General features: G+C 57.8%; 10 protein-coding genes. 5 read left to right on the plus strand and 5 right to left on the minus strand.

Annotation, left to right across the window (positions count from 1 at the left end):
• The first annotated feature begins 104 nt into the window (after positions 1 to 104).
• Entirely contained in the window at positions 105 to 3842 is a 3738-nt protein-coding gene (locus ACZ46D_RS04430) for an AsmA family protein (protein WP_464928826.1), read from the plus strand.
• 17 nt (positions 3843 to 3859) lie between these two features.
• Here the strand turns inward: ACZ46D_RS04430 and ACZ46D_RS04435 are convergent, their stop codons facing one another.
• The 5 genes from ACZ46D_RS04435 to ACZ46D_RS04455 all read right to left on the minus strand — a co-directional run bounded on the left by ACZ46D_RS04435 (position 3860) and on the right by ACZ46D_RS04455 (position 10072).
• Entirely contained in the window at positions 3860 to 4303 is a 444-nt protein-coding gene (locus ACZ46D_RS04435) for a PilZ domain-containing protein (protein WP_464928827.1), read from the minus strand.
• A gap of 147 nt (positions 4304 to 4450) precedes the next feature.
• Complete coding sequence (locus tag ACZ46D_RS04440) at positions 4451 to 5074, minus strand: tetratricopeptide repeat protein (RefSeq protein ID WP_464928828.1); 624 nt, start codon at positions 5072 to 5074, stop codon at positions 4451 to 4453.
• A 118-nt stretch (positions 5075 to 5192) separates the two neighbouring features.
• Entirely contained in the window at positions 5193 to 8693 is a 3501-nt protein-coding gene (locus ACZ46D_RS04445; protein ID WP_464928829.1) for an AAA family ATPase, read from the minus strand.
• Positions 8690 to 9946: a metallophosphoesterase family protein gene (locus tag ACZ46D_RS04450; protein WP_464928830.1), complete on the minus strand. Its 1257-nt coding sequence runs from the start codon at positions 9944 to 9946 to the stop codon at positions 8690 to 8692. The genes ACZ46D_RS04445 and ACZ46D_RS04450 overlap by 4 nt, the downstream gene beginning before the upstream one ends.
• A gap of 3 nt (positions 9947 to 9949) precedes the next feature.
• The gene (locus ACZ46D_RS04455) at positions 9950 to 10072 is read right to left on the minus strand and encodes a hypothetical protein (protein WP_464928831.1); all 123 of its coding nucleotides are present in this window, start codon (positions 10070 to 10072) and stop codon (positions 9950 to 9952) included.
• A 246-nt stretch (positions 10073 to 10318) separates the two neighbouring features.
• Here ACZ46D_RS04455 and nadC point away from each other — a divergent pair, with 246 nt between their 5' ends.
• The 4 genes from nadC (at position 10319) to ACZ46D_RS04475 (ending at position 13255) form a co-directional block, all read left to right on the plus strand.
• Positions 10319 to 11152: a carboxylating nicotinate-nucleotide diphosphorylase gene (gene nadC, locus ACZ46D_RS04460; protein WP_464928832.1), complete on the plus strand. Its 834-nt coding sequence runs from the start codon at positions 10319 to 10321 to the stop codon at positions 11150 to 11152.
• Between the two features lie 265 nt (positions 11153 to 11417).
• On the plus strand, positions 11418 to 12002 hold the full coding sequence (locus tag ACZ46D_RS04465; protein ID WP_464928833.1) for a D-sedoheptulose-7-phosphate isomerase: 585 nt from the start codon (positions 11418 to 11420) through the stop codon (positions 12000 to 12002).
• 22 nt (positions 12003 to 12024) lie between these two features.
• Complete coding sequence (locus tag ACZ46D_RS04470; RefSeq protein WP_464928834.1) at positions 12025 to 12987, plus strand: GSU2086 family protein; 963 nt, start codon at positions 12025 to 12027, stop codon at positions 12985 to 12987.
• A 49-nt stretch (positions 12988 to 13036) separates the two neighbouring features.
• A complete protein-coding gene (locus tag ACZ46D_RS04475; RefSeq protein ID WP_464928835.1) occupies positions 13037 to 13255 on the plus strand; it encodes an FmdB family zinc ribbon protein in 219 nt (72 codons plus the stop codon).
• Positions 13256 to 13296 lie beyond the last annotated feature (41 nt).

A 13296-nucleotide genomic window follows, 5' to 3' on the forward strand; every position in this document is an offset into this window, starting at 1 on the left:
ATTCCCTTTGATATTTTGGTGAGCTGCCATGGGCGTTTCCCATTTCAGTTCGCAGCCAGTCCAAGCCATATGCCGGCCGCCAGCGGCCCAGCCTTCGATACCCTATGAAATTGCCACGAATCTCCAGCCTGCGTATCAGAACCAAAGTCATCCTGGCCTGCGCCGTTTTTGTACTATTAGGAATCCTCGGCCCGGCCTTGCTGCTTCCGCGGTTTATTGATCTTGAAACGCTGAAGGCGCGGATGAGCGCCCAGGTAAACGCCAGACTGGAGGGCGACCTGCAAACCGACCGCCTGGAATGGGCCTGGTTGCCCCTGCCCCATCTGAACCTGCGCAACACCCGCTTTACCAGCGAGGAAACCACCTTGATCGCCCCCATGGCCAAGGTCTATCCGGACTGGTGGTCCCTATTTCGCGGCCAGGTCCGAATCGGCAAGGTTCTCCTGGTGGATGCGAAAATCGGGGTAAAACGGCTTCCGGCTGCGCTCTCCGAACCCCCGGATCCTGAACTTGCGGGTCTGAAACTCGTGATCCGCAACGGCACCTTGCAGATGGCCGCCAACAAGCAGTGGCCCGAACTGCGCAGCAGGGATCTCACCCTGAAATCCCTGAATGGCAGCGTGGCGGTAAGCCTTGCCGCCGTTGATTTTGATCTTTCCGGTCAACCGGCCAATGGGGAGCATCTTGCCGTCTCCGGCACGTATCTTCGGGAGGATGCCTCCTACCGCTTGAAATTTGCCTGCCGCAATTTCAATTTACATGCCGTGATCCAGTCCTTTTTTCAGGGCCAACTGGCGCCCGGCGATTCCCCGCTCAATCTCACCGGCAACCTTGAAGGCCGCGGGCTTGAAAAAATTTCCGGCAAGATCGTGGGCGACTCTCCCTGTCTGCTGGTGTTCCCCAAGGATAAAAAGATTCTGGTCAGCTGCGGGGTTGTCGATTTGGCCTTTGTCAAGGATGGAGACGACCTGCTGTTGACGCTCAATGAATTTGAGATGCGTGAGCCGGGGCTGAAACTTGCCGGCACGGTGCACCGTGCCGCTGGAGACAAGGCAGGCTCTGCGCCGGTGTGGCAGATCGACCTCAAGGGCGAGGATCTTGATCTGACCGGGATTCGCGAGACGGTTCTTGCCATGTGGGGGGAGAACGAGGTTGCCAAAAAGGTGGGCAACATCGTGCAGGGCGGCACGGCAGGCACGGCCAACTACAGCTTCAAGGGCACGGCGGCTGATTTTGAATATGTGCGCAACATGCACGTCACTGCCGAGGCCATTGACGCCACCATCAAAATCCCGGAAGGAGAACTGGTTCTGACCAACACCAAGGGCAGGATACGGATCGAAAACGGTCTGCTCATGGTGGATGCCGATGAGGCCCGGATGGGCAACAGCCGGGGCATGAAGGGCCACCTGGTTCTGGGCCTGCCGGATGATGATTTCACCTTCAAGCTCGATGTTGATCTTGACGCCGATCTGGCCGAACTTCCAGATGTTTTAAAGCGTCTCGTAGCGCACGAACGCTTTCAGGAGGAGCTGGCCAAATTCAGCGGGGTATCGGGTCGGGCGACGGGGCATCTTCACCTTGGCGATCACCTGAGAGACTTCAAGGTTGCCCTTGAGGTTGCCACCATGCAAGGTAAGGGACGCTACGCACCGCTGGCCTGGGATTTCACCGTCGAGGGCGGCGGGATGACCATTGCCCCGCCCATGATGCAATGGCGGGACGTACATGGCGCCTATGGCCCCCATGTGGTGAAGAAAACAGCCGGGCAGGTGCGCTGGCCGGACGATGTTTTTCTTGAGGTAACCCAACTTGATGGAGTGCTGGCCGCAAAAGAGCTGGAGAAGGAAGACCTCTCCTATTTCAAGGAGCTAAGTGGGGCCTTGCACGAAAACATCACCCGGGCCGACGGCAGAATAGAACTGCGGAATACCACAATTTCAGGGAAGGCCTCGGAACCCAAGCTGTGGAAGGCGGATGCGGATGTTTTTTTACAAAACCTTGCCGTGGAAACGCCATTTCTGCCGGAACCGATCCGGATAAAACAGGGAAAGGCGCATTTCTCGAACAAGGAAATCACGGTTTCCGAGGCCACCGGCTCCGTCTTTGGCGAATCCTTCACCCTGGGCGCCTCCTTGAGCCACCAGGCTTTTGCCGCACTGCGCGGCAAAATATCACTGAAAGGAAAGGTCGGTCAGGGGTTGGGACAATGGCTTAAGGAGAAGCATCTCGTTTCCCCAGCCCTTTTCCCCCAACTCCCCTTCCAGGTGGAATCCTTGCAGATCGACTTGCAGGAAGGGAAAACTTATGCCAAGGGTCTGATCCGGCCGGCGGGAGGGATATTCAGTAGTCCCCCAAAGGCAGATTTCTCCCTGGAATTTGCCAAGGACGACCCCCTGAAAATGGAGGCGCATATTTACGGCGGCAAGGAAGAAGCCACGATCACCCTGGATTTCTTGGACCATACCAAGGAAACCTTTCTCTTCTCCTGGAAGGGCGAACTATCCAAGCAAACCGTTGACCAGCTGCTGGAGCGGAAAAACCTGCTTCGGGGCAAAATCGCCGGAGATTTCCAGCTCTATCTGCCTCAGGATCCCAACAAGGTTGCCTTCAGCGGAGAACTTGAAGCCACGGATCTCCGCTGGTTCCTGGACGAGGAGGCTGGTCGTTTTGTTGATATTCAGGAGCTTCGGCTGGCAGGGGTTGGCAAAGATCTCAAGGTGAGACGCCTGGCCTGTGCCTTTAACGAGAGGGAATCCGTGGTGCTCAATGGGCTGGTCTCCCGGGTTGCCACCGGGCTTGTCTTGAAGCTTGATCTCACCTCCCCGGCGCTCTCCAGGAAAACCCTGCTCGATTTTCAGGAAAGCCTGAAACGGAGCAGGGAAAAGGAAAACAAGCCGATTTCTTCCGAGGAGCCCCGGCAGGAGACACCCCCTTGGAATATCACCGGCACCGTGGCCTTTGAGGTGGATCAATTCACTTCCGATCACAAGTCGGGGGGAAGCACACCTTCCAGCCTGGTCTGGCAACCGTTGCAGGGGGAAATCACGATTCATCCCCAGTGGCAGCTGTCCGCGCTCATCACCAACGGCCGCCTCTGCTGTCTGGACACCACCGGCGAATGGTTTTCCACGCCCGAGCTTGGCGTAAGCCATTTCTCCCTGAATAGCGCCGCCTGTCCCATCCCGCCCCGTTTTGAAACCGTCCTGCCCTGTCTAGGCTACCCACAGGATATCATTGAAGGCGAATTTTCCCTCAATGGTCGGCTGGATGGGGTGTTGGACAACTGGAAGGAGGGGCATCTGCAGATAGATTCACATCAGGGGCGGATTCTGCGCATGAAGCTTCTTTCGAAAATTTTCAGTGTGGTCAACGTCACGGATCTTTTCACGGTGAGTCCGACTGGGGATGGCGCCGAGACCTCTTCCCGGGGCTTCCCTTACTCGGATCTTCTTTTAAAAGCCCATGTGAAGGACAACGACCTGATCATCGACGAGGCGGTGGTGCGCGGAGAAGGATTGAATCTTTTTGCCAGGGGCAAGATGAATCTCAGCACCTTTGATCTCGATGTCGTGGTCATGATCTCCCCGTTTAAAACCATTGATGCCATTGTCAGCAAGGTACCGCTGGTGGGCCGGGTCATTGGTGGGGAAACAGCCACCCTTATCACCTTTCCGGTTGGGGTCAGAGGCAAGGCAAGCGACCCCCAGGTCACTCTTCTGCCTCCCAGCGCGGTGGGTGAGGGAATGGTGAATATCATCAAAAGAACACTGCTGCTGCCGTTTTATATTCTTTCTCCAGTGTTACCCGAGGCGGCCCCGGAACCGGAAAAGAAGCCGTAGTAAAACTGGATGAACGGTTAGGTCGAGCCAAGCCGAAAAAGTTTTTTCAGCCAGCCGTCGTGCAGGGAGGGATGTATGGCAAGAAAAGCGTGCAGCCTTGCAATGTTGGGGTCTTCGGGGGGGACAAGAAATTCCAGTCCCAGCTCAAAGTGCTTGGTGGGTCCGGAAAGAACATGGTCGAACCAGACAGGATGGGCAGGAATAACAAGCCTGTCGCCCTCCTCCTTGTCGATCACTTCGAGATGGATGACCTTGGTCGGGTCATCGTTACAGGCATAAAAAAAATGATAGTTGCCGGTGCGGATATGGGGAACGGACAGGCGGGCTCCGTAGAGCGAGATGTCCACCAAAGCTCCCAGCACAGGGTCGGCAAGAACCAGCCTGTTTTTCGTGTCGCGCAGGATGAGCGTGACCGCCATGCTGACGTTGAACCGTGTTGCCCGCCGATGTTCGTGGCCCATACCAGATTTGCCCCAGAGGGAAAGTTCCCCCTTATCGTGTAATGCCGCCTGTGTCCTCCCCCCAATCCATCTACAAGATATTCTTGTAACACGTTGATGTCAAAGAAATTTTTTCCGAGAAGCAGTCAATACTCGCGAAAAAGCCTATCAGTTCATTTTTTTGTCCTGCATTTCCTTGAGCATCTCGCTGATCAACTGGCCGTTAGGCGCCGTGGCCATTGGGTTGAGACTGACCAGTCCCTGCCAGGCGGCAATAGCGCCGGGCTGATCCTTGAGATCGTAGAGCAGGACAATTCCCTTGTTGAATCGGGCTGTTTCATGTTTGGCGTTTGCCTGAATCGCCCGGTCAAAGGAAGCGACGGCCTGCTGCGGATTGCCCGCCCGGCGGTACATAACCCCGAGATCGGTGAGCACATCGGGATTATTCGGAGCCAGGGCCAGGGATTTGTTGTAGGCGGTGATCGCCTTGTCCGCCTGGTCGGAGTCAAAGTACAGATGGCCAAGGTTGGTCCACGCCTCGACGTTGTTGGGGTTTTTCTGCACCTCGAGCTCAAGCTGCAACAGATGCTGGGTCTGCTCGGCGGTAAGTTTTGCCGCCTGGGCTTGCGGCTGACCGGTGGCAACCGTGGCCGCCCCCCCGCCTGCCGGGGTTTTGTAGATACTGAAAACAATTCCGGAAAGAAAACCGATGATCAGGCAGCCGAGGCCGACGAGAAGCACGATTTCTTTTTTACAGCCGCTTGCGGGAGATTGCTCGGGTTGTGATGCCATGACGTGAAGTCTCCTTCCTGAATTGGGGGTTGAGTACTATTGAGTGACGAGGGTAAACCTGCCACGCTTGTCTGACACGCGCGGCAGGATAAATGTTCCTGAAAAATACATGCTTTCGTTATGCCACCAACTCATGCACCTGGAGCCCGGAGATCGGGGCGAGTTGGAGCGCCTCGTCAACGATCCGACGGTGATGGGTGAAGAGGATGACCTGGGTTTTGGCGGCCAACTCGCCCAGAATTTTCAGGGCTGCTTTGGAACGGGCATCGTCGGCGTTCACCAGGATGTCGTCCAGGATGAAGGGCATTGGCTCATGGCCTTCAAGGCGCCACTCCAACGAGGCCAGTCGCAGGGCAAGGTAGAGCTGATCCCTTGTGCCGGAGCTCATCCGCTCCACCAACACCCGGGCGCCGTTTGGTCGCGCGCCAACTAATACCGGGTCGCCCTGATCATTTTCATCGGTCAGTAATCCGGCAAAGGAGCCCAATGTGAGCTCACTGAAATATCGGGAGGTGATGGCCAGCACCGGGCCCTGGTTTTCGCTGCGAAAACGTTCGATCTCGCTTTTCAGTACATGCCCGGCCACCTTGAGCTGGATATAGCGCTCCGCCAATCTTCGTATTTTTGCGAGCAACCGGGCGCCCTGCTCCGCTGCCTCGGCGGCCTTGGCGTTGCCATCCATTTGCCGGAGTTGGTTTTTCTTTTCCCCGATGAGCCCGGAGAGCCGCTTGCCCTCCGGGGCAAGATTCTGCTCTATTTCTTGGGTCAGTCGGGTGATTTCTTCAGGGAGTGCATCCGGGTCGATCTTCGCTGCTTGAACTTCCAATTCGGCAAGGGGAAGGCCGCCTGCGCCCTCGATCAGAATTTTTTCGCTTTGGGCGAGGCTTGCAACAAGGCTCCGAAACTGGGCCGAGCGTTTCTCCGCCGCCTCCAGTTCCTCCGGTAAAACCTTTCCGGCTAGGCAACAAAGTTCTGCGATCTGCTGCTGGGCCAGAACCTTATCCTCCGCCAGCCTCCGCTTTTCTTCTTCGGCCTCTTCAGTTTCCTGGATATACCGGGCTTGGAGGGTTCTGTCGTTTCTGGCCTGATTGAGCAGAGCCTTGAGCTGTGTCACGATTTGCCCGGCTGGTTGTCCTTTGAGCGCAGGCGCAATTTTTTGCGCCAGGGTCAGGGCTGTTTCCTCAAACTTTTTGGTGTCACGATCAATCCCCTCAATCCTTTTGCGGAGATCGTCGGCCTCTTTCAGTCTGGAAAAACAAAGGTGGAGATTCTCCAGCAAATCTCCGGCCTCTGCGGGGTGGATTTCCCTATTCCCCCCAAGATCGCCCACCACCTCCTGCCATTCCCGCCGCCAGTTGCAAAATTCTTCCGTGAATCGGGTCTTCTCGCTTTGCGCCAGGGTATGCTCCCCGTCCAGGGCTATTTTCTTTTCAAGGAGCCTTTGCCGCTTCTCCTCAATAGCCGCGAGTCGTTTTTCAGCAGCCTCCCCAAGGAGCAGGAGCGGCTCAAGCTCCTTGGTTGGCCTTGGGCTCTGCTCTCCAAGTCCGGCGAGTTCTTGGAGCAATGCCGACTTGATGTCTTCCCTATCCGAATTTTTCCTTGTCAACTCGCGTTCGTTTGCCTGCAGCTCGTCCGCGCTCTGTCGGATGGTTGTAACTCCGCCCAGCCAGGCCAGCATCTCCGGCGGCGACATAGGGATAATCGCGCCTGGCTCCCACAGTGCCTGCCATTCCGTGGCAAAGTCCGTGCGGGCAAGGCTATTTTTGTCCGCCTCTCTCTCCAAATCGGCAAGGGCCTCTTTCAGGCTCTGTTTCTCAGCCCGCAGGGCCGCGAAGGCCTGGACCCGGTCTGCCTCGTGGCGGAGACGATCCGCCACCGTATCCGCCAGGGCCACCTTTTTTTCATAGGCGTCAGGCAGGGGCAGTTCCTGTGCAAAGGCAACATCTTCCCCGGCGAGGTCCTCGCCCTTGAGCCATTGCCGGCGGAGAAGCTCCCACCCCTTGTCGCGCTGGGTCCGGATCAGGACAAGCTCTTCTTCCGTTGGTGCGTTGCCTGAGATTTCTCGTTGCCGGATGTCGGCTTGCACCTCAGCCATTCTTTTGTGCAGACGTTCCCGTTCCTGCTGGATGTCCCTCTGCCGCGCGCCATGTTCATTAAAAATCGACTCGTATTTCCGGACCGTGTCCGGGAGAGGAAGGCGCAGGGCAAGGAATTGATCGAGGCTGCCAGACCAGAGGGGAAGCCTCTCCAGCGCCTGCAGACAGAAATGTCTTTTTTCTGCAAGGGCCCGTATCTTGTTCTCTATATCCGCATCGATTTCCCCGGATTTTCTGGCGTTCCGCAGGGCCTGGCTCAGTCCTGCCGCGTTCTTGGCTTGAGGCAATCCGGTTAGCTCCCTGTCGATCCTTGCCAGTTCTCCGCCAATTTCCAGCAGTCGTTTTTCAGACTGGCTCAGGCCCTGCTGCAAGCCTTCGTGCTTAGCGGCCAGAAGCCCGGTGATCTTTCTTCGTCCGGAAACAGCCCGGAGGGACTCCACCTGCTCCAAAGGGATATCCTGGCGCACCAGTTTGAGAAATTCCGCAGCCTCGCCTTTGTTGCTGATCCGCATACCTTCAAGGCGGGGCCGGTCTTCCCTACCTTTTTTGTATTCCCCCAAACGCTGGTGCAGTTCTTCAATGGCATCCTCTGCATCGATCAGTGGCTGGCGATTGGTGACTGCCGTCATTTTTTCCTGCATCGCTGCAAGTTTGGCCACAAGGCTGGTTTCTTTATGGCCTATGGAATGAAGCGTTCTCTCAACCTCCTGGCGTCGGGAGGAAAAATTATCCGACAGCTCCACAACCTCCCCCAATTCGGCAAGTTGCTGCCGCAGGGCATTGCGCAGGGCAAGCTGGGGCAGCAACTGCTGGATGCGCTCCAGTTGTCGTCTGCGCCGTTCTTTTGCTCCTTGGTGTTCTTCAATGGTCTGCAGGGCTGCCTGCGCCTCGGTCAAGCTGTTGTTGAGCTCCTGCCACTCCCGGCTGGAAAGGGAGGTTTCCCGTACGATCCGCTGCGTTTCCTTATAGGCTGCCAGGGCTTCGTTGATCTCTCGCTTTGTTCCGCGCGCCGTGAACAGGGCCTCGGCCTCGCTCTCCAGCCCGGCGAGAACTCCGCGCAGCGAGGAGATTCCTGCTCCGGCCGAGAACAGGGCCTGGCCCACCTCGCCCTTTTGGGCCAGGATGTCTTCCCCGCCCCGGATGAGATCCTCGTGGCTCAGGCCATACAGTGATTCAAAAATTGCCTGCTCGGCCATGGGGAGAAAAGCGGCGAGCGCACTTGCCTCAAGCGGGTTCCCATCCGGGTCAAGAATATCCGCCTTTCTCTTTTTGCGTCGGTAAAAGACAAGCTCCCGGCCATCTTCCGCCTGAAGGCAGCCGCCCACCTGCAATTGCTCGTTGGCGTGGAGAAAATTATCGTGGGTTCTTTCGGGAAAACCGAAAAGCCAGGCCTTGAGCGCCCTGAGAGTGGTGCTTTTCCCCGCCTCGTTGGGGCCGTGCACGATGTGCAGGCCGGGGCCCAGCTCCAGGGTACGGTCGGTGAACCGGCCAAAGGCCTTGAGTTCAAGTCTGGAAATCCTCATCGACTTCCCCCCTGCCCCAGCAGTCTGGCGATGAGCATTTCCTTGACCTCTTCGCAGAGGTTGGAGGTATCTTCCGTGGATGTGGGAAAAAGTCCACCTTCATGCACAAGTTCCGGCGGTAATTTGCTTTGGAGTACTCCGATTTCCGGGATCAGTTCCAGGAGCGTTGCCGGCTGAAAATCCAGGCGATCGATAACCTGGACCAAATCCGCCATGGGTGTTTCCGTCCCCAGGCTTTCGGCAAGCGCCACGGGCCGCCGGGTGGCAAACTGTACTTTTTCCAGCCACATCTCGCCGATTCCTGCGGCAAGCCCGCGAAACTCCTCGGTCAACGCTGCGGAATCTCTGTGCAGCTCGGCATGGAGCGGGCTTTCGCCAATCAGCTGCAACCGGATTGCCAGAGGCCTTCCGTCACCGTTGGCTTGCTCCCTTTCCATCGCCTGCCGGACCGCCACAATGGCCAGGTCCATTGTGGCGCAGGCGGCGAGATCAACTCGGCACATGGACCAGCGCAGCACGTCAAGATCGCGGTGCTCGACTGAGGCGATGCGCCCTTCCTCCACCCGCACCAGGGTAGCCCCTTTTGCTCCGGCTTCATGGATATGCCTGCCCTGGATATTGCCGGGAAAAACGATCCAGGGCGATCGGCTCACTTCCTCGCGGATGTGGACATGGCCAAGAGCCCAGTAGTCGTAGCCTTTGGCCCTCAAATCATCGGGGGAGCATGGGGCATAGGGCTCATGGCCCTGTCTGCCGGTAAGCGAGGTGTGGAGCAGGCCGATGTTGAGATAATGCTGGAATGCCGGGGGATAGTTGCGGGCGATGTTTTCGGTCAGAGCTCTTTTGTCGTAGCCTTGGCCATGCACCGCCACCCCCAAGTTTTCGAGGGTTACGGTTTCGGGCTGTTTGGTGGAAAAGAGGTGGACATTGTCCGGCAGACGCAGGGCCTTGGTGATCTGGCTTGCCGCGTCATGGTTGCCCGAGGCCAGGAACACCCGGATCTTCTCCTTGCGCAGCCGGGAGAGCCGGTCGATGAAAAACAGGCCGGTATTGTAATCCTTCCACTCCCCGTCGTAGAGATCGCCGGCCAGGAGGATAAAGGCGGCCTGCTCTTCAATGGCCAGGTCGATCAGGTTATCGAACGCCCTTCTCGTTGCCTGGCGGAGTTGCTCCACCGGAGCATCGGCGTAGGCCTCCAGGCCGCGCAACGGGCTGTCGAGGTGGATATCCGCGGCATGGAGAAAGGTGAACATGATTTATTGGACCATCAGGAGGGGAATGGTGAGAAAGGAGCCGCCGCCGGCCAGGGTATTAATAAACCCGGCTACCCCCCCGCCAAGGACCAGCAGAAAAATATTGAGCACGGAAAAATCCAGCATCCAACCTCCCGAAGTCATTGACTTTACTCAAACAGAATCTCTCTGTACCATAGGGATGGCCAATTTGCCAGCAAACATTGGAGGTCTCGCAACAACCTCACAAAGTCCCAGGTCCGCGACACGACTCAATAAGTTATAAAGCAATGAATCGCCTGGATAGCCGCCTTTCTTCTTGACATGGGGCACGTGGGGCAGATATCAAGAGGCTTCCGCACAACAAAGATAATGGCGGTTCGGGAGAGAATTATGGATACACAAGTGACAAGGCAGCTGCAGCAGTTTCTTGAGGAAGACATCGGCCTGGGCGACATCACCACCGATTCGGTGTTTGGGCCGACTCAGGAGGGAAAGGCCGTATTCGTCGCCAAGGAAGAGTTCGTGGCGGCAGGGCTCGATGAGATAGCTCCCCTGGTTTTTACTACCCGCAACCCCAAAATTGTCTGTACGGCTTTGAAAAAAGATGGCGAGACGGCCCACCCCGGTGAACTGATCTTTTCCGCCCATGGTCCAGTGCGGGATCTGCTCAGCGCCGAACGGGTGGCCCTCAATCTGGTGCAGCGGCTGAGCGGCATCGCCACCCTGACCGCCGCCTTTGTCCAGGAGGTCGAGGGGCTGCCGGTCAGGATCATCGACACCCGCAAGACCACCCCCGGTCTGCGGGCTTTTGAAAAATACGCGGTCCGGGTCGGCGGGGGGCATAATCACCGCTTCAGCCTGGCCGCCGGCATCCTGCTTAAAGACAATCATATCGCCGCCTGCGGCTCCATTACCCAGGCGGTGCAGACCCTGCGGGACAAGGCGCCGCACACCCTGAAGATCGAGGTCGAGACCGAAAATCTCGCCCAGGTGGAGGAATGTCTGGCCTGCGGGGTCGAGATCATCATGCTCGACAATATGGCCCCTGCCCTGATGCACCAGGCCGTGAGCCTGATTGGCGGCCGCGCCCTGGTGGAGGCCTCCGGCGGGGTAAAGCTGGCCAATGTCCGGGAGATCGCCGAAACCGGGGTTGATCTCATTTCCGTGGGGGCGCTCACCCATTCCGCCAAGGCCATGGATATCAGCATGCGTCTGAGCGTGTAAGCGATCACATGGCACCGCATCTGCTTCGCAGTCTCGCTGCGCTCGCTTAGCTGTCATCGGCCTGCCCGCATACTTGCTGTATAGCGGGCAGGCCTCTTGGTCGGCACTTCTGCCGACAATTGACACGCGCATCTGCGGCACCCTGTGCTCGCTTACTTCTGGGCTCGCATGTTCAATTATCCCTGTTTGTTGACAAAGAACCTTCTCTGTACTAATCTTCCGCCAACTTTTTTTGCTCTTAGCCCCTTAATTCCCAGAGGTATCCATGGACCGTCTTATCACTGAAAGCCTGAAGCACTCCATTGCCGCCAAGGAAGCGCTGGTTGCCACCCAGATGGGCGCCATCAAACAGCTGGCCCAGTGGATGATCGACGCCATCAAACGTGGCAACAAACTGATGATCTTCGGCAACGGAGGCAGCGCCGCCGATGCCCAGCACATGGCGGCCGAGTTCGTCAACCGCTTCATGATCGACCGGCCTCCCCTGGCCGCCATCGCTCTGACCACGGACAGCTCCATTCTCACCAGTATCGGCAACGACTTTTCCTTTGATGATATCTTCAGCAAACAGATCCTGGCCTTGGGCAAGGAGGGCGATTTGGCCCTGGGTATCTCCACCAGCGGCAACTCGCCCAATGTCATTAAGGCCGTGGAGGCGGCCAAGAGCCTGGGCGTGCAAACCGCGGTGCTCACCGGCAAGGACGGCGGCAGACTGATCGGCCTGGCCGACCTGACCATCAACGTCCCCTCGCAGGTAACCCCGGCCATTCAGGAAGCGCATCTCTGGGTCGAGCACCTGCTCTGCCAGATTGTGGACGAGGCCCTGTACGGCCGCGGCGTTTCCGCTTGACCCCCAACATAGCGATAACCCCATGAAAACATACCAGCCCCTGGATTTTTCCGGACTCAACACCTATTCGATCCACGGCCGTTACAGCAAGGTTACGGTGGATAATTTTGCCAAACCGCTGGCGCCCGGCTCCACGCTCAAGGAATTCATCGCCTCCTTGCCCGAGCAGCTTTTGGGGCTGGATTTCCCCGAGTTGGTCGACCGGCTGGCTGCAAGCCACAAAAATGCGCGGCCCATCGTGGTCGGCATGGGCGCCCATGTGATCAAGGTGGGGTTGAACCCCATCCTCATCGATCTCATGGAGCGGGGCATCATCAGCGCCATTGCCCTCAACGGTGCCGGCATCGTCCATGACACCGAGATCGCCATGGTGGGCCGCACTTCCGAAGAGGTCGGCGACGTGCTGGGCAGCGGCGCTTTTGGCGCGGCCAAGGAAACCGGCGAGGTGGTCAACGCCGGGATCAACCAGGGCGCGGAGAAAGGGCTGGGTTTGGGCGCGGGGCTGGGTGAATATCTGCTGGCCCAGGATTTTCCTTATAACCATATGAGCCTGCTGGCCACAGCCAAGCGGCTGGGGATTCCGCTCACCGTCCATGTGGCCATGGGCACCGACATCGTCCATATCCATCCTTCCGCAAACGGCGCGGCCATCGGCCAGACCAGCCATCAGGATTTCCGGTTGTTCTGCTCCCTGGTTGCCGATCTGGAAGGCGGGGCCTACCTCAACTTCGGTTCCGCCGTGCTCCTGCCCGAGGTCTTTTTAAAGGCCCTCACCCTGGCCCGTAACCTGGGGCATGTGGTGAACAACTTCACCACCGCCAACTTCGACTTCATCCGCCATTACCGCACCATGACCAACGTGGTGAACCGGCCGACCATGGGCGGCGGCAAGGGCTACAACATCATCGGCCACCACGAGCTTCTGATCCCGCTTCTGGCCGCCACCCTACTCGACCATCTCCAGGAAAGTGAGCTGGGCGGATGACTTATCTTGCGCAATTAGCGAAAAAAAGATAAAGAACGGAGTCGAATCCATGCCGTTGCATGATTTTGTCTGCCGCGCCTGCGGACATGCCTTCGAGGCTCTGATCATGGGCAAGGAGCAGCCGGTCTGTCCGCAATGCGGCAGCACGGAACTGACCAAGCAGATGTCCACCTTTGCCAGCCGCACCAGCGGCAAGGGTGCTTCCGACAGCCCGGGCGGCTCCAAGTGTTCCGGCTGTGCCGGCGGAAGTTGCAGCACCTGTCATTAAAACAGCAGAGGGGTCTGTGTGATAACCAACAACAGGGGAGC

Source organism: Thiovibrio sp. Mzg5 (genome assembly GCF_055379285.1).